Consider the following 14,750-nt stretch of genomic DNA (forward strand, 5'->3'; position numbering starts at 1 on the left):
CCCCCCCCCCCCCCCCCCCCCCCCCCCCCCCCCCCCCCCCCCCCCCCCCCCCCCCCCCCCCCCCCCCCCCCCCCACGATACGAAATTGTCGAGCGCGTCGAGCGCGGTACGCAGATCGATGGCCGGCAGGTCCAATGAAAACAGGACGCGCCGCGCCTTGACCCCCTCGCCGGCATCGGCGCAAGACTGGATGGCCACCCTGCGACGCAACGCGTCGAGCGCGGCAAAGCGGTCGGCCGACGGCGTGGCGCCGTCCGTAGCGGGCAGCATGACCTTCGGCTCAGGCCTTGGCTTTACGCTTGCCCCTGCCGGAATCCGCGGCCGGCTTCCGGCCCAGGCCGGAAGACTTGGCAAGCGCCGAGCGAGTGGCCGAATAACTGGGCGCCACCATGGGATAGTCCGCCGGCAGGCCCCATTTCGCGCGATATTCGTCCGGCGTCAGCCCATGGTCGGTCGACAGGTGCCGCTTCAGCGACTTGAACTTCTTGCCGTCCTCGAGGCAGACGATGTAGTCGGGGAATACCGAACGCTTCGGATTGACGGCCGGCGTCTGCGGCGCGCTTTCCTTCACCGGGGCGCCCCCGGCGAGCTTGCGCACCGAAGCGCTGACGCTGGCGATCAGATCAGGTAGGCCGGATGCCGGAAGCGGGTTGTTGCCCACATAGGCCGAAACAATGTCGGCGGTCAGCTCGATTGCAGTCTTGTCGTCGATATTGGACAATTTTTTCACCTTCTGCTGGCTCTCAAATGACCAGCTGTTTTTAAGACTTTAGTCTAGGTATCTTATTGGACCTGTCCCCCAACGGACGTCCAGAGTCAGTAAACGTGCGAGACTCAATACCGAAGGTATGTTTTCACCGCGGGCCGCGACCGCGCAAGTTAGGAATTCTAATACCTACAACAAACACTTTACAGCACCGAAGCTCTGCACGGGCGAGGAAATGACGCAACAGCACTTCAATTTCTACGAGTAATTCCTGCAAAAATTGGAATTCTGGACGGAAAGCCAATAATTGCGAGCAGCGCTGGCTCTCCGATCATCGATCATGCCCGATTCGTTAGGGCAAGTCGCTTATTTCGCGGCAGCGCCGCGCCGGAGATCGGTCGGGCCGTCGGCCAGAATCTCCAGCACGCGTTTCCAGCGGGCGCAGCGGCCGAAATCCTTCTGCTCGATGGCCTCCTCAGCCTTCATGGCGGCATAGAGCTGCGCCTCGGCGCCGAATTCCTTGACCAGCCAATGCGCCTCCTGTCTGGCCCGGCGTTCGTCGTCGTCAAGCCCGCTCCCTGGCATGTTTCCTGGTACGATCCCTGGCATGGTCTTCAGCCCTCCGGACGTTCGATGCCGACAGCAATGCAACTGCCGATGACAAGGACGGCGCCAGCCATGGCCGTCATCGACAGGCTTTCGCCCGACAGCGCCAGCAAAAGCGTGGAAGCGATCGGCGTGAGATACGCCACGACCGCGAGCCGCCCATCCTGATCGAGGCTGAGCGCGCGCGACCAGAAATAATAGCCGAGCCCCATCGGCCCGGCACCGAGATAGAGTCCGAGCAGCAGGTCCAAGCCGCCCAGGGCGGCGACGCCGTCATGCAGGCACCATGCGAAGGTCAGCGCCACGCCGATCAGCGCCGAAGGCAGCAGAAGCCGATCGGGCGGCACGGCAAGGCGGCCGACGGCAAGCGAGTAGAAGGCCATGCAAAGTGCCGAGCCGAAGGCGGCGCAATAACCGACGGGGCTACCTCCGAACCAGGCATGCGCGCCTCCGCCGGAGAGCACCAGCGCGACGCCGGTGAAGCCCAGCGCGGCGGTCAGTCCAAGCAGCAGCGGCCGTCGCGGGCGGCCGAGCACGATGACGGCGGCGGCGACCATCAGCGGCCAGGTGTAGGCAACGAGATTGGCCTCGATGACCGGCATCGAGGCGAAGGCGATGTATTGCAGCACCATGGTGCCGACCAGGCCGATGAAGCCGACGGCGCAGGCGAGCACGGTACTCCCCTTCTCCCCTCGTGGGAGAAGCTGGATCGGCCCGGAGCGCCGAGACGGGTGAGGGATGTTGGAAGAAACTCCTGCGTCGGCGATTCGTCCGGCCCCCTTGATACGACCTCGCTTGGCGAGGCCGCTGCCCGGGGGCGAGCCACGGGTCTCGCCCCGTCCTTCGGACTTCACAAGGGGAGAAGGGAAGAGCCTGATCAGCGCAAAGACCAGCGCAGCGCCTGAGAACTGCAGGAACTGCACCTCGGATACCGGGTGATTGGCAAGCAGCGTCTTGCCGACCAAAGCGTTGGTCGCCCAGAGCGCCACGGCGCCGAGGGCAAAGCTCAGCGCCGCCGGGGGAGCAGCGCTGGAACGGTCCTTCCGCCTGTCGGCGGCGACCGGGCCACGGCTCAGCGATGCTGAAGGCGGCTGGCGACCGGCCGGATCGTCAGCCACTACCACGATTCCCTGGCTCCGCCGGAGACCGGATCGACAGCCGGCTTCGGCACGGGATGTTCTTCTGCATGACGGCGATAGGCCGGCAGTTGGTTCGTCCAGACGTCCTCGGCCAGTTCGTTCACCCAGCCGCGGTCCTGATCGTTGTCGGCGGCGAGGTAGAACATGCGGTTGTCATCGACATAGGGCTTCGCCACCGAACGCTGGTTGAGCACCAGGGTGACGCGCGAGCCGAGCTGGATCGGCGCGGTGCGATGGAGCACGCCGAGGAACTGGCCGAGCGTGGCGTAATTCATCTTGTGGTCGATGCGCATGACCCTGTTGCGCGGCAGGTCGCTGCCGGATTCGAGGATGGCACGCCCCGTCTCGGAATCGTCGCAATAGATTTCAAGATGGCCGCCGATCAGAGGATCGCTGATCGAGAGCGGAATGAGTTCCGTCACCGGAACGCCATCGCAGTGCCAGTCGACGGCGCCGTCCTTGGGGTTCATGAAGGTGACGGTCGAGCCGACGATAGACAGCGGATAGGGTTCGAGCTTGGTGCCCATCATGTCGGACAGCCGTTCCAGCCGCAGCTTGTCGTTGAGCAGTTCCTTGATCTCGGGAATGTAGCGGTCCGCGCCGGTGATGAAGGTGAGGTCGAGATGCTTGTGCACGGCGTGGCTGGCCTTGAGCTTGAGCGCCGCCTCCTCGATCGCGGCGAGCAGTTGCGGGTCGTAGCCGTGAAGATACTGGGCGACGCCGAAGCTCGACACTTTCCACGCCGTATCATGACCGATGATGGCTTCACGGCTCATCGCATAGCGCAGTTCGGGGATTGTATGGGCGTTCATTCTACTTCTCCAAGGTCGGTGCAACACTTGGTAAACAGTCGATTGAGCACCCTCCCCTGTAAATTTAGGAATGCTGGTGCTACTTTAAGCATAGCTAAAGGTCGAACCCCGTGCGTCTGCTCAGCCAGGTCAACTTAAACTCGCTGAAAATCGTGGAGAGCGCCGCCAGGCACCGCAACTTCACGCGCGCGGGCGAAGAGCAGTTCATTACCGCCTCCGCCGTCAGCCAGCGGGTGAAGAGCCTGGAGGACCAGCTGCGCTTCAAGATCTTCCAGCGCGGCGGCAATGCGGTGTCGCTGACGCCGGAAGGCGAGACCTACGTGGCGCGCGTGCGCGAGGCGCTGGAGCGGATCGTGGCTGCCAGCATGGAGGCGACCGGCCAATCCCAGGCGCATGTGCTGAAGATCTGCGTTTTGCCGACCTTCGCGGCGCGCTGGCTGTTTCCGCGGCTTGCCACCTTCCAGCGGCAGTATCCGGATATCGAAATGCGGGTCTCGACTTCCTATGCCACGCATGAATTCGCGACCTCCGAATACGATCTCGAGATCCGCTACGGCGACGGCAATTTCCCCGGCCTCAACTCCGCGCTGCTGTTCAAGGAGGACCTGACGCCGGTGTGCAGCCGCAAGCTGTTCCGCGAGGTGCTGGGCGATAAGCCGCTGTCCAAGGTGACGCCGGAGGACCTCAGGCACTTCACCCTGCTCCACTCCGACACCTGCACCCAGAACTGGCAGTCGTGGCTGGCTTTTGCCGGCGCGAGTTTCGTGCTTGGCGAGACCAAGAGCATCTATTTCGATTCCTGCATGATGTCCTACGAGGCGGCCAATGCCGGCATGGGCTTTGCCGTTGCCAACCGCGCCTATATGGCAAGCGACATCCGAGCCGAGCGGCTGGTCGCCCCCTTCGCGGTCCACCATCCCAACACCGCCGGCTGGTATTTCGTCAGCCCCATCAAGGCGCTCGGCGCCCGCAAGGTGGAGCTGTTCAAGCAGTGGATCATGGCCGAAGCGGCGCTGACGCAGCGCCAGTTGGACCTGGAGATCGCCAACGTGCCGCTGGCGCGCGCCGCGATGGCGTGACGCGGCGGCGCAAGCGACGCAAACACACCCCTGAGATTCTCCGATCTTTGAAGGCCGACAAAGCGTTTGGACGGATACCTGTAGCCGGCTAGCGCGATCGCCCCATGACGCGGCGGAGAGACTCAGCTATCTTTGATCCTGCGGCGGGCCTGATTTTCCCGCTTGGCCGGCGCTTTCCAGCTTCCTCCCAAGCAGCGCCGGCCTTCTTCTGCGGCGCCGCCGCTTCGTCTCCCGACAACATCGTCCGCTCTCATTGCTTCGGCGGCGTGCCGGGCTGGTCGCCGCCGGTGGTCGATTGCGGCACCGGGTTCTTGTCGACCTGCGGGTTTTTGTCGACGGTGTCGCTTGGCGCCTTGGTGGGCTGCACGCTGTTGTCGCAGGCGGCGAGCCCGAGCCCTGCCGCGAGAGCCAGCAGCACAGGAAGTTTCTTCATGACGACCTCCTCTCGTTCGCCCCTTTCTTCGAAGCAAACGAGGCGGCGGCGGTTTGGTTGCGCCGTCCGGCGGGAACCAACGCGCCTGTCTCCGGTTGAACCTCGTTAACTCACGAGGAGATGTCATGATCCGTCTGCTGCTCGTCGGCCTGTTCGGCTACACGGCCTATCGCGTCACGATGAGGATCATCGAGGAGGCGTCCGGCGATCTCGCGCCGCCGGACGATCGGCGGTCGCTGCGGCGCCAGTCGGCGGCGATGGGCGTCGAGCCGAAAAGGTAGATCGGCCGTTCTCGCGCTTGTTGGGAAGATGGCCCGCCTATCCAGCATATGCCGGCGCGTACAGCGTCCCCTCTGCCCTGCCGGGCATCGCCCCCCACTTGGCCGCCTTTGGGCGAGATTAGCTGTATTGCGAACAAAGCGGAAACGATGCTTGATGGGCGATGAACATCGCCGCCCGTGATTCGTCCTTCGAAACTCCTGCCTATCTTGCCCGGCTGAACGACGAGCAGCGGCTGGCGGTGGTTCATGGCGACGGCAAGGTGGCCGCGCCGCTGCTGGTGATCGCCGGGGCCGGCTCCGGCAAGACCAGCACGCTGGCGCATCGCGTGGCGCACCTCATCGTCAAGGGCGCCGATCCGCGCCGCATCCTTTTGATGACCTTTTCGCGCCGCGCCGCGGCTGAAATGGCGAAGCGCGTCGAGCGCATCGCCGGCGAGGTGCTGGGCCGCGATGCCGCGATCATCGCCGATGCGCTATCCTGGGCCGGTACTTTCCACGGTATCGGCGCCAGACTCTTGCGCGACTATGCCGAGCAGATCGGCCTCGATCCGGCTTTCACCATCCACGATCGCGAGGATTCGGCCGACCTGATGAACCTTGCCCGGCACGAGCTCGGTTTTTCCAAGACCGAAAGCCGTTTTCCGACCAAAGCCACCTGCCTGCAGATCTATTCGCGGGCGGTGAACGCCCAGGCGCCGCTCGGCGAGGTGCTGGGCTCGGCCTTTCCCTGGTGCTCAGGATGGGCGGAACAGCTGAAGGAGCTGTTCGCGGCTTATGTCGAGGCCAAGCAGGCGCAGAACGTGCTCGATTACGACGACCTTTTGCTCTACTGGGCGCAGATGGCGGCCGAGCCGGAGATCGCCGCTCACCTTGGCTCACGCTTCGACCACGTGCTGGTCGACGAATACCAGGACACCAACCGGCTGCAGGCCTCTATTCTGTTGGCGCTGAAGCCGGACGGCGCGGGCTTGACCGTGGTGGGCGATGACGCACAGTCGATATATTCCTTCCGGGCCGCGGAAGTGCGCAACATTCTCGATTTCCCAAAACAGTTCGCGCAAGGCGCCGAGATCGTCATGCTGGAGCGCAATTACCGCTCGACCGAGCCGATCCTGGCCGCCGCCAACAAAGTAATCGGCGAGGCAAGCGAGCGTTTCACCAAGAATCTCTGGACCGAACGCCGGTCGTCGCACAAGCCGCAACTGGTAAGCGTGCGCGACGAGGCTGAGCAGGCCAATTATGTCTGCCAGGTGATCCTTGCCGAGCGCGAGGCCGGCACGGCGCTCAAGGCGCAAGCCGTGCTGTTCCGCGCCTCGCATCACAGCGGGCCGCTGGAGGTGGAGCTCACGCGGCGCAACATCCCCTTCGTCAAATTCGGCGGGCTGAAATTCCTCGATGCCGCGCATGTGAAAGACATGCTGGCGATGCTGCGCTTTGCCGAGAACCCGCGCGACAGGGTCGCCGGCTTCCGGGTGCTGCAGTTGATGCCCGGCATCGGGCCTTCGGCCGCCTCACAGATCGTCGAGGCGATGGCGACGTCGCTCGACGAGACGCTCGGCCTTGCCCGCTTCCGGCCGCCGCAGCGCGCGGCCGAAGACTGGCCGGTCTTCCTCGACATCTACAGCGGGCTGCGCGCCGGCGCCAAATGGCCGGCCGACCTCGAGCGGATCAGGCTCTGGTACGAGCCGCATCTGGAGCGTATCCACGAGGACGCGATCACGCGCCGGGCCGACCTGTTGCAGCTCGAGCAGATCGCGTCGGGCTATCCCTCGCGCGAGCGTTTCCTGACCGAGCTGACGCTCGACCCGCCCGACGCCACCAGCGACCAGGCCGGCCCGCCGCATCGCGACGAGGATTACCTGATCCTGTCCACGATCCATTCGGCCAAGGGCCAGGAGTGGAAGAACGTCTTCGTGCTCAACACGGTCGACGGCTGCATCCCGGCCGATCTCGGCGTCGGTACCAAGGAGGATATCGAGGAGGAGCGGCGGCTGCTCTATGTGGCGATGACGCGCGCCAAGGACAGCCTGCACCTGGTGGTGCCGCAGCGCTTTTATCCGCACAACCAGCCGGCGCGCGGCGATCGTCACGTCTATGCCTCGCGCACCCGCTTCATCCCGGCCTCGATGCTTTCGGCTTTCGAACAGTCATCCTGGGCGAGCGCGGCGATCACGGACGACCCGCGCCAAAAGCCGGGCGTCAAGGTCGATCTCGGCGCGCGCATGCGCGGCATGTGGAAATAAACGCCTACCCAAAGGCGGGACGACACTCCTACTCAGCCCCACCGCTGGTGAGGGCGCTCCGTTCCCTGCTGCGCGGGTTCGTTCAGTGGAAGGTGCCGGCGGCCTCGCCGGATAGCCTGCTGCGCGGGCTTTCGAAGCTCACCTGGTCGCGTCCGTTCGACTTCGCCTTGTAAAGATGCCTGTCCGCGACCCGAAACATGTGGTGATAGGTGGTGGGCCCGCTGAACGCGACGCCGCCGATGCTGACCGAAAGCGGGCACGGCTGCCCGCCCGGCGCGAACTCGGCCTCGCGGATACGCAGTCTGATCGACTCGGCGACCAGGAAGGAGCGCGTCGCGTCGGCGCCCGGAAGGAAGACCGCGAATTCCTCGCCGCCGATGCGTCCGACGATGTCGGCGCCGTGGAGCTGGCTCCGGATCGTGCTCGCGATCAGCTTCAGCGCCTGGTCGCCGCACTCGTGGCCGAGCCGGTCGTTGATCGACTTGAAATGGTCGGCATCGACGATCAGCAGCGCGCCGGCTTCGGCGACCGCATGGCTGCGAGCCTTGTCGAGATAGGCCTCGACCAGCATCGAGAAAGCGCCGCGGTTGAAGACCGCCGTCAGGCTGTCGGTCGCGGCAATGATGCTGAGCTCCTTCTGGGCGATGGCCAGCTGGCGCATCTTCCACATCAGGAAGAACAGGAAGGAGCCGCCAAGGATGAGCGGCAGGAACAGGTCGGTGAGCTTGGCCCAGAGCAGCGCTTCGGGTGACAACGAGGGGAAGTTGAAGGAATCGACGAAAAAGGCCGCGGCAATGAAGAATGCCGTGCCGGCAACGGTGACCAGCGCGACCCTGCCCCAACTGGTGGGGGACAAATCGATGCGCATGGCATTGCTCCCACTACAACTGGCCTATTGTGGAGCGCGAGCGCAAACGAAGTCCTAATATATTGGCTTCAATGGGAATGTGGTTAACCAGGCGTCGAGCGCGCCGCCAGCCTGAAGAAGGCCCGCCGACGCAGCGGCGGGCTTTGCAGTTGGCCGGAAGCTCTCGTTGCGCGCCGTCAACGACGCGAAATCATCAGGCAGAGCGCCCTCAGATCACGATCATAGGTGCCTTCGCTGCTGAGCACATCGACGCAGCGCTTCTTCATCCGCGACAACTGGCTGCTCGACATTTGAGCGACGGCGGAAGACAGGTTCGTCGTTCCCGGCGGCGTCGCGCCGACGATTCCAGGAACGGCGGCGCCAGCGCCGAGGGCGACGCCAGCGCCGTTCGCGCCGCCCGTCGTCACGTTGAGCGCGCTATTGGTGCCGTTGCCCAAAGTCGCATCGGCTCCAGCCCCGTTGGTGCCGCCGATGGATGCCGTGGCCGTGGAACTGCTGCCGCCGATGGTGGCGTTTCCGCTGCCGCCGCTTGCGCCGCCGATCGAAACCCTGGCGCTGTTGTTGCTGCCGCCGAAGGATGCATTTCCGTCAGCCCTATTTGGGCCGCCCGCATTGGCGTCGGCGCTGTTGCCGCCTACGGATAGCCGCCGACCCCGACGCTCTGGGCGTTCGCCGGCATGGCAAGAGCAACGACGATTGCACCACTCGCCAATGTGCTGGCGAACCTTTTACGATACTGGCCATGACACTCTCCCTGTGGTCTTGTATTTCCGCCTTGCATCATTTGTTGCGCTTTTCTAGAGCGCGTAGCTTTTGAGACAAAAATACGCCGAGAGTGCCCTTTCGGTTTCTTTAGCTATTTCGCATATGACGAATCATAGTTTTCAAAAACGATGCTTCTGCTTTAAAATATAGACGAAATTGTCGTGTTTTTTAGTTTTCCGGAATTGGCCAACCGGAATCCCTGCAAGCTTCAGGCGTAGGCGCGGCCTTCTTCGGAGCGCTGGAACTGCATCAGGTCAAGCGGCACCGAGGGCCTGCCGAGGACGGTAAGGCACATATGCGCCTGGCCGCGATGGTGGGTCTGGTGATTGAAGAGATGGCTGAGCGCCGGCGCCAGCCGCTGCGAAACGGTGCGCATGTCGGTGGTCATATAGGAAAATCGCCCGGTGAGCGCCTTATCGGTCATGCCGCCCATCCAGTCGACAATCCTCCTGTCCTCGGCCTCGCGTGCCAGGCGCAAGCCCGGGAAGGCGCGATAGAGGATCGTCGCAAGGTTTGAGGGCGCGTCCCCCTCGCCCGTAAAGCGCTTCATCCAGACGCGGTCGGTGACGAGCAGGTGATTGAGCGCGCCCAGCATCGAGCCGAAGAAGGCGCCGACATCGCGGCCGAGTTCCTCTTCGCTGAGATCGGCGGCGGCATCATAGATGCGCGTGTTGGCCCATTGATTGTAGGCCGCAAACATCATGAAATGCTGTTTCATTCTTCCATCCGGCTCGCAACGAATCCCGGCTCTTCGTAACCCGCAGGAACCGTAATGACCATTCTGTTCTATGATCTCGTCGGCCACGACGCAAAACGCCCATTCAGTCCGCATTGCTGGAAGACGAAGATGGCGCTGGCCCACAAAGGGCTCGACGCCACCAAGGTGCCGACGCGCTTCCTGGAAGTCCCCAAGGTGGAAGGCGGCGTCTCGAAGACGGTGCCGGTGATCCGCGATGGCGAGCGCGTGGTGGCCGATTCCTTCGCCATCGCACTTTATCTCGACGAAGCCTACCCCGAGCGGCCGATGTTGTTCGGCGGCGAAGGCGGCAAGGCGACGGCGCGCTTCATCGAACGCTGGTCGCAGCTCACCATCCATCCTTACCTCATGACGGTGCTGCTCACCGATCTGCATAGGATGCAGGACGAGGCGAACCGCGCCTATTTCCGCGAGAGCCGCGAGCAGCGGCTCGGCAAGCGGCTCGAAGAGGTGGTGGCCGGCCGCGACGAGGGGCTTGCCGGCTTTCGTGCCTCGCTCGAGCCGCTGCGCTCGATGCTCAGCTATCAGCCTTTCATCGGCGGGACATCGCCGCTGTTTGCCGACTACATCGTGTTCGGGGCGCTGCAATGGGCGCGCGTCGTCTCGCCCTACCAGCTGCTCGAGACGGGCGACGGCGTTGCCGAATGGTTCGAACGCTGCCTCGACCTGCATGGCGGAATCGGCCGGCAGGTCGCCGCGGCGGCGTAAGCGCTAATCTTCCTCTTGTGGGAAGATGTCGCCGAAGGTGACAGAGTGGGCGCCTCAACAGCTGCGGCGCCTACTTGCGAAAGAAGAAGTCGGCGTTTCACGCGCGGCGCCCCGCTCTGTGCTGCCGGCCATCTCCCCCTCAAGGCGGGAATTTTCCGGCTTCATCCTTTTCGACCAGCCTGACGCAGATCGGATCGCCCTCTCCCATGCGGGCGCATTGCCATTCCGGGCCGAAGCCGAAATTCTGCTGTCCGGTTTGTGGAAAGAACAGCAGGACGAAGACGATCACGGCAAGGACCACGGCCATCAAGAAAATGCCGGCGATATCGTCGCGTTTGAGGTAGAGCCGGTTCATCGCCTCCTGCTCCGCTGCCGCGGCGCTCCGGACTGCACGCGAAGCGCGCTCTCAGCCGTCCAATTATCCCGCAAACAGCCGGCCTTGACCAGAAGCCGCCTCCCCTTGGCAAGCCGCCAAGCGGCTTGTATAGAGCCCGCCACTCCAATTTCCATTCCCAGAACAAGGACGACCCAATGGCGATCGAACGCACCTTCTCCATGATCAAGCCGGATGCCACCAAGCGCAATCTGACCGGCGCCATCACCAAGATGCTGGAAGACGCGGGCCTCAGCGTCGTCGCGTCGCGTCGCGTATGGATGAGCCGCCGCGAGGCCGAAGGCTTCTACGCCGTCCACAAGGATCGTCCTTTCTTCGGCGAGCTGGTCGAATTCATGTCGTCGGGCCCGACCGTCGTGCAGGTGCTGGAGGGCGAGAACGCCATCGCCAAGAACCGCGAAGTGATGGGCGCCACCAACCCGGCCAATGCGGCCGAGGGCACCATCCGCAAGGTGCATGCGCTGTCGATCGGCGAAAATTCGGTGCACGGCTCGGACGCGCCGGAGACCGCCGCGCAGGAGATCAGGTACTGGTTCTCCGACACCGAGATCGTCGGCTGAGACGCTTCGGTCCCGGCAAGGCGGCTCTCGGGCCGCCTTTTTGTTGGAGCGGGCCGGCCGTGCAGGCTTTAGGAACGGGCGATGCCCGCGGCTGCGCCGGAGGCCTCCGAGCCGGCGAGAAGTGCCATGCTCTCCTCCCTGATCACCTGGTGATCGGCAAGCGGTTGAACCTGGTCGCCATGAGATAGCCGAGCCAGGCCGACGCAAGCGACAGCACCACCACACTGACAAGATAGGTCGCCGCAAGGCCGAGGTCGCCCTCGAGAAGCAGGATGAAGGTGTCGAGGCTCATCGACGAAAAGGTGGTGAGACCGCCGCAGAAGCCGCCGGTCACGAACTGGCGGCCGGCCGGGCCGACCATCAAGCGTCCATCCGGCCGGGTCAGCGTGGAAAAGAACATGATGACCCAGGAGCCGACGACGTTGACGAACGCCGTTGCAAGCAGCGCGCTCCAGCCCAGCAGCGAGACGACGACGTAGCCGCATAAAAAGCGCGCCAGCGAACCGATGGCCGCGCCGCAGCCCACCGCCAGATAAAGCCGCATGGCTGTCTGTCTATCGTTTCCAAACATGCGCCCTACCCCGCCATCCGCACGACGGTCCAAAACCCAAAGGCGACGGCAAGCACGCAGAGCGCCGCCGAAGCCACGATGTTGAGAGCGGCGAGCCGCCGCTCGCCGTCGAGCGCGAGGTTGAGCGTCTGCAGGCAGAAGGACGAAACCGTGGTGTAGCCGCCGAACAGACCGACCACGATCAGGTCGCGCACGAGTTCGGCGGAAAAGATGCCGCCGACGGCCCGCGCCGCGCCTGCGAAGGCGCCGATGGCAAGCGCGCCGGAGACGTTGACCACCAGCGTGCCCCAGGGAAAGGTCTCGCCGACGCTGCGGCCGACAAGGCCCGACAGGAAGAAGCGGGAAACACCGCCGAGGAAGCCGCCGATCAGGACCAGGGCGCAGGCCGCAAGGCTCATCGCTTCTTTGCCTTTCCACAAAGCGATTCCTCGCGGGAATCGCGCCATCAAGACAGGCGTGTGCGAGCGGAAAAAGAAATCCTGCCGCGCGAAAGCACGCCTGGCAGGAGTCATCAGCCCAGATGCGAAAAGCTCGGGCGGTTTCGGGGGAACCCCATCCCCATTTGACGAGGGAAACTAGGTGGTCGCGGGGTCGCGGTCAATCGGGGCCACTATGGTTGCGACGCGCTTCTTCGCGCCCCGTTAACATTTGCCGAATCCGTTATGGTGGCGGACGCGGTGGCGGACGAGAGACCGGAACTCCCGGGGCTGACGCAGAAGCGGCCGCGATCCCTCGTCTCTATGCGTTTCCGGCGTGTCGGAAATTTTGCGAACCAGGCTACGACGTGACCTTCTTCAGCACGATGGTCTGCGGCTTGCCGTCCAGCGGATCGACCTGGTGGCGAGTGTCGGTGAGGAAGATCAGCCGGTCATCGACCGTTATGCGGGCCTGCAGCGCGTAGGCCCTGCCGGGCTGGATTGCCTTGGGATCGAAGCCGATCTCGAATTTGATCGGCACCTGGCCGGCCACGACGATCTTGCGCTGGCCGACGAGCGTCGCCGGCGCGCCGGCCAGCGAGATGTCGGCGAGTTCGACCGAAAGCACGGCATTGGGCGGCAGCGCGATGCGCTCGCGATAGGTCACCTCGCCGGCAATCGTCTTTTCGGCGGCACTGGTGAACTCCGGCACGGCAAGCACGCCGACCACCAGCGGCACAAGGCCGAAGATGAAAAATTCCGCGATCCTGTCCAGCATAAGATTGCTCCCGCCCAGCAAATCAAACCGATTTGCAAGGTCGGGAAGGATTGCGGTCGTTCGATGGCCTTGGGGAGGAAATTCGCCGGCTTGTCCCTCAGGCGGATTGCCAACCGAAATTGCGAAGAGCAGTTCGGGGCGACCCTCTTCTCCCCAAGGGGAGAAGGTGCTGCGAAGCGCGCCGGATGGGGCGATCGCCAAGGCAATGCCGTCCTGGCTTACTTGTCCGGGGTCTTCCAACGATCCGCGGCTTCGTCGTCGGCTTCCTTGGCCTCGACCCAGCCGCCTTCGGAGCCGTCGGCACGGTGCTCCTTCTTCCAGAAGGGCGCGCGCGACTTCAGGTAATCCATCAGGAAATTCGCCGCCTCGAAGGCCGCCTGGCGATGCGCGGAGGCCGCGACCACCAGCACGATGTTTTCGCCCGGCGCGATTTTTCCATGGCGGTGGACGACAGTGAGCCCCTGCAGCGGCCAACGCCCGATGGCCTCAGTGGCGATGCGGCCGATCTCGGCCTCGGCCATGCCGGGATAGTGCTCGAGCTCGAGGGCGGCGAGCGCGCCTTGCTCGTCACGGCAGAGGCCGGAGAAGGTGACCACGGCGCCGATGTCGGCACGGCCTTCGGTCAGCGCGGCAATCTCGGCGGCGACGTCGAAATCCTCCCGCTGGACGCGGATGGCCGGCACGACCGTGCTCGCCATCTCAGCCCCCGCTCATCGGCGGAAACAGCGCGATCTCGCGCGCGCCCGCGATTTTCTCGCGGTGGCCGACATGTTCCTGGTTGATGGCGACGCGGATGACGTCCGGATATTGCAGCGCGTTTTCGTATTCCTCGCCGCGCGACTTCAGCCAGCGCAACAGGTCGGCGACGGTCTCGACGCCGGCGGGCAGCTCGACATGCTCTTCCGGCTTGCCGATCCGCTCGCGCACCCAGGCGAAATAGATGAGCTTGGTCGACATCTCACTCGTCCATGATGTGTTTCAGGCCGGCCCGGAAATAGTCGTAGCCGGTGTAGAGGGTGACAAGTGCCGCGATCCACAAGAGCACCAGGCCGATTTGGGTGGTCAGCGGGAAGATCTTGTCGCCGGCCGGGCCGACGAGCAGGAAGGCGATGGCGACCATCTGGATGGTCGTCTTCCATTTGGCGAGTTGGGTCACCGGAACCGAGACCTTCAGCGCGGCCAAATATTCGCGCAGGCCCGAGACAAGAATCTCGCGGCACAGGATGATAATCGCCGCCCATAGCGACCAACCGGCAATGCCGGCATGGCGGTCGGTGTCGGCGGCGAGCAAGAGCAGGCAGGTGGCGACCAGGAGCTTGTCGGCGATCGGGTCCAGCATCTTGCCGATGTTGGAGGTCTGCTGCCAGGCGCGCGCGAAATAGCCGTCGAAATAGTCGGTGATGGAGGCGAGCAGGAAGATGGCGAGCGCCGACCAGCGGGCAAAGTCGGAGGACTTCAGATGGCCTTCGAGAAAAAAGCACAGCACCACCAGCGGCACCGCGATGATGCGGGCGTAGGTGAGGATGTTCGGCAGGTTGAAAGCGCGCTGGGCCATATCTGATCGGGATCTCTCTCCGCCTGCCTACTCAAATCAGAAGCCAATGTGGGGGGTCAACAGGCGAGATTCGATTGGT

21 protein-coding genes and 1 riboswitch are annotated in these 14,750 nt (G+C 64.1%); of the genes, 6 read left to right on the top strand and 15 right to left on the bottom strand.

The window, feature by feature from the left end; all coding sequences use genetic code 11:
- Positions 1-280: 280 nt before the first annotated feature.
- From P9230_RS31495 to P9230_RS31510, 4 genes are all read right to left on the bottom strand, one after another.
- Positions 281-721: a MucR family transcriptional regulator gene (locus P9230_RS31495; RefSeq protein WP_066995912.1), complete on the bottom strand. Its 441-nt coding sequence runs from the start codon at positions 719-721 to the stop codon at positions 281-283.
- A 351-nt stretch (positions 722-1,072) separates the two neighbouring features.
- Positions 1,073-1,315, bottom strand: coding sequence for a hypothetical protein (locus P9230_RS31500; protein WP_278121703.1), 243 nt, complete (start codon positions 1,313-1,315; stop codon positions 1,073-1,075).
- Between the two features lie 5 nt (positions 1,316-1,320).
- The gene (locus tag P9230_RS31505; RefSeq protein ID WP_278121736.1) at positions 1,321-2,388 is read right to left on the bottom strand and encodes a DMT family transporter; all 1,068 of its coding nucleotides are present in this window, start codon (positions 2,386-2,388) and stop codon (positions 1,321-1,323) included.
- A 41-nt stretch (positions 2,389-2,429) separates the two neighbouring features.
- Complete coding sequence (locus P9230_RS31510; RefSeq protein ID WP_066995820.1) at positions 2,430-3,263, bottom strand: hypothetical protein; 834 nt, start codon at positions 3,261-3,263, stop codon at positions 2,430-2,432.
- Positions 3,264-3,373: 110 nt separating this feature from the next.
- Here P9230_RS31510 and P9230_RS31515 point away from each other — a divergent pair, with 110 nt between their 5' ends.
- Positions 3,374-4,342, top strand: coding sequence for a LysR substrate-binding domain-containing protein (locus P9230_RS31515; protein ID WP_067330413.1), 969 nt, complete (start codon positions 3,374-3,376; stop codon positions 4,340-4,342).
- Between the two features lie 250 nt (positions 4,343-4,592).
- Here the strand turns inward: P9230_RS31515 and P9230_RS31520 are convergent, their stop codons facing one another.
- On the bottom strand, positions 4,593-4,775 hold the full coding sequence (locus tag P9230_RS31520; protein WP_067330410.1) for a hypothetical protein: 183 nt from the start codon (positions 4,773-4,775) through the stop codon (positions 4,593-4,595).
- A gap of 125 nt (positions 4,776-4,900) precedes the next feature.
- Between P9230_RS31520 and P9230_RS31525 the strand changes: the two genes are divergently transcribed.
- Both P9230_RS31525 and P9230_RS31530 read left to right on the top strand, forming a co-directional pair.
- Positions 4,901-5,056: a hypothetical protein gene (locus P9230_RS31525; protein WP_082954124.1), complete on the top strand. Its 156-nt coding sequence runs from the start codon at positions 4,901-4,903 to the stop codon at positions 5,054-5,056.
- Positions 5,057-5,217: 161 nt separating this feature from the next.
- On the top strand, positions 5,218-7,299 hold the full coding sequence (locus P9230_RS31530) for an ATP-dependent helicase (protein WP_278121705.1): 2,082 nt from the start codon (positions 5,218-5,220) through the stop codon (positions 7,297-7,299).
- Positions 7,300-7,381: 82 nt separating this feature from the next.
- On the opposite strand, the gene P9230_RS31535 is transcribed toward P9230_RS31530, so the two are convergent.
- Together P9230_RS31535 and P9230_RS31540 are read right to left on the bottom strand one after the other, a co-directional pair.
- The gene (locus tag P9230_RS31535) at positions 7,382-8,167 is read right to left on the bottom strand and encodes a GGDEF domain-containing protein (protein WP_278121707.1); all 786 of its coding nucleotides are present in this window, start codon (positions 8,165-8,167) and stop codon (positions 7,382-7,384) included.
- 176 nt (positions 8,168-8,343) lie between these two features.
- Positions 8,344-8,604, bottom strand: coding sequence for a hypothetical protein (locus P9230_RS31540; protein ID WP_278121708.1), 261 nt, complete (start codon positions 8,602-8,604; stop codon positions 8,344-8,346).
- 34 nt (positions 8,605-8,638) lie between these two features.
- Between P9230_RS31540 and P9230_RS31545 the strand changes: the two genes are divergently transcribed.
- Complete coding sequence (locus P9230_RS31545) at positions 8,639-8,968, top strand: hypothetical protein (protein WP_278121710.1); 330 nt, start codon at positions 8,639-8,641, stop codon at positions 8,966-8,968.
- A gap of 172 nt (positions 8,969-9,140) precedes the next feature.
- Here the strand turns inward: P9230_RS31545 and P9230_RS31550 are convergent, their stop codons facing one another.
- Entirely contained in the window at positions 9,141-9,650 is a 510-nt protein-coding gene (locus P9230_RS31550; RefSeq protein ID WP_278121712.1) for a DinB family protein, read from the bottom strand.
- A gap of 54 nt (positions 9,651-9,704) precedes the next feature.
- Here P9230_RS31550 and P9230_RS31555 point away from each other — a divergent pair, with 54 nt between their 5' ends.
- Positions 9,705-10,397: a glutathione S-transferase family protein gene (locus P9230_RS31555; RefSeq protein ID WP_278056427.1), complete on the top strand. Its 693-nt coding sequence runs from the start codon at positions 9,705-9,707 to the stop codon at positions 10,395-10,397.
- Positions 10,398-10,536: 139 nt separating this feature from the next.
- Here P9230_RS31555 and P9230_RS31560 read toward each other — a convergent pair whose 3' ends face one another.
- Positions 10,537-10,752: a hypothetical protein gene (locus P9230_RS31560; RefSeq protein ID WP_067330396.1), complete on the bottom strand. Its 216-nt coding sequence runs from the start codon at positions 10,750-10,752 to the stop codon at positions 10,537-10,539.
- A 176-nt stretch (positions 10,753-10,928) separates the two neighbouring features.
- Here P9230_RS31560 and ndk point away from each other — a divergent pair, with 176 nt between their 5' ends.
- Entirely contained in the window at positions 10,929-11,351 is a 423-nt protein-coding gene (gene ndk, locus P9230_RS31565) for a nucleoside-diphosphate kinase (RefSeq protein ID WP_095823617.1), read from the top strand.
- Between the two features lie 142 nt (positions 11,352-11,493).
- On the opposite strand, the gene crcB (P9230_RS31570) is transcribed toward ndk, so the two are convergent.
- The 6 genes from crcB (P9230_RS31570) to pgsA all read right to left on the bottom strand — a co-directional run bounded on the left by crcB (P9230_RS31570) (position 11,494) and on the right by pgsA (position 14,671).
- Entirely contained in the window at positions 11,494-11,895 is a 402-nt protein-coding gene (gene crcB / locus P9230_RS31570; protein ID WP_245457165.1) for a fluoride efflux transporter CrcB, read from the bottom strand.
- 32 nt (positions 11,896-11,927) lie between these two features.
- Complete coding sequence (crcB, locus tag P9230_RS31575) at positions 11,928-12,320, bottom strand: fluoride efflux transporter CrcB (RefSeq protein ID WP_067330731.1); 393 nt, start codon at positions 12,318-12,320, stop codon at positions 11,928-11,930.
- Positions 12,321-12,417: 97 nt separating this feature from the next.
- Positions 12,418-12,491: riboswitch (Fluoride riboswitch) on the bottom strand.
- A gap of 208 nt (positions 12,492-12,699) precedes the next feature.
- A complete protein-coding gene (locus P9230_RS31580; RefSeq protein ID WP_095800047.1) occupies positions 12,700-13,116 on the bottom strand; it encodes a YbaY family lipoprotein in 417 nt (138 codons plus the stop codon).
- 218 nt (positions 13,117-13,334) lie between these two features.
- Positions 13,335-13,814 (bottom strand): molybdenum cofactor biosynthesis protein MoaE, encoded by a 480-nt coding sequence (locus tag P9230_RS31585; protein WP_095823619.1) that lies wholly within the window; start codon positions 13,812-13,814, stop codon positions 13,335-13,337.
- A 1-nt stretch (position 13,815) separates the two neighbouring features.
- The gene (gene moaD / locus P9230_RS31590) at positions 13,816-14,073 is read right to left on the bottom strand and encodes a molybdopterin converting factor subunit 1 (RefSeq protein WP_278121714.1); all 258 of its coding nucleotides are present in this window, start codon (positions 14,071-14,073) and stop codon (positions 13,816-13,818) included.
- A 1-nt stretch (position 14,074) separates the two neighbouring features.
- Complete coding sequence (gene pgsA, locus P9230_RS31595) at positions 14,075-14,671, bottom strand: CDP-diacylglycerol--glycerol-3-phosphate 3-phosphatidyltransferase (RefSeq protein WP_067330383.1); 597 nt, start codon at positions 14,669-14,671, stop codon at positions 14,075-14,077.
- Between the last annotated feature and the right edge of the window lie 79 nt (positions 14,672-14,750).

The organism is Mesorhizobium sp. WSM4887, from assembly GCF_029625865.1.
In the GTDB taxonomy this organism is placed as follows: Bacteria; Pseudomonadota; Alphaproteobacteria; order Rhizobiales; family Rhizobiaceae; genus Mesorhizobium.

Coding starts and splice junctions, on each gene's coding strand:
- P9230_RS31535 (WP_278121707.1), bottom strand. CDS start 8,167: ATGCGCATCGATTTGTCCCCCACCAGTTGGGGCAGGGTCGCGCTGGTC.
- P9230_RS31500 (WP_278121703.1), bottom strand. CDS start 1,315: ATGCCAGGGATCGTACCAGGAAACATGCCAGGGAGCGGGCTTGACGAC.
- P9230_RS31530 (WP_278121705.1), top strand. CDS start 5,218: ATGAACATCGCCGCCCGTGATTCGTCCTTCGAAACTCCTGCCTATCTT.
- P9230_RS31555 (WP_278056427.1), top strand. CDS start 9,705: ATGACCATTCTGTTCTATGATCTCGTCGGCCACGACGCAAAACGCCCA.
- P9230_RS31545 (WP_278121710.1), top strand. CDS start 8,639: ATGGATGCCGTGGCCGTGGAACTGCTGCCGCCGATGGTGGCGTTTCCG.
- crcB (WP_067330731.1), bottom strand. CDS start 12,320: ATGAGCCTTGCGGCCTGCGCCCTGGTCCTGATCGGCGGCTTCCTCGGC.
- moaD (WP_278121714.1), bottom strand. CDS start 14,073: ATGTCGACCAAGCTCATCTATTTCGCCTGGGTGCGCGAGCGGATCGGC.
- crcB (WP_245457165.1), bottom strand. CDS start 11,895: ATGCGGCTTTATCTGGCGGTGGGCTGCGGCGCGGCCATCGGTTCGCTG.
- P9230_RS31560 (WP_067330396.1), bottom strand. CDS start 10,752: ATGAACCGGCTCTACCTCAAACGCGACGATATCGCCGGCATTTTCTTG.
- ndk (WP_095823617.1), top strand. CDS start 10,929: ATGGCGATCGAACGCACCTTCTCCATGATCAAGCCGGATGCCACCAAG.
- P9230_RS31585 (WP_095823619.1), bottom strand. CDS start 13,814: ATGGCGAGCACGGTCGTGCCGGCCATCCGCGTCCAGCGGGAGGATTTC.
- P9230_RS31580 (WP_095800047.1), bottom strand. CDS start 13,116: ATGCTGGACAGGATCGCGGAATTTTTCATCTTCGGCCTTGTGCCGCTG.
- pgsA (WP_067330383.1), bottom strand. CDS start 14,671: ATGGCCCAGCGCGCTTTCAACCTGCCGAACATCCTCACCTACGCCCGC.
- P9230_RS31510 (WP_066995820.1), bottom strand. CDS start 3,263: ATGAACGCCCATACAATCCCCGAACTGCGCTATGCGATGAGCCGTGAA.
- P9230_RS31550 (WP_278121712.1), bottom strand. CDS start 9,650: ATGAAACAGCATTTCATGATGTTTGCGGCCTACAATCAATGGGCCAAC.
- P9230_RS31520 (WP_067330410.1), bottom strand. CDS start 4,775: ATGAAGAAACTTCCTGTGCTGCTGGCTCTCGCGGCAGGGCTCGGGCTC.
- P9230_RS31525 (WP_082954124.1), top strand. CDS start 4,901: ATGATCCGTCTGCTGCTCGTCGGCCTGTTCGGCTACACGGCCTATCGC.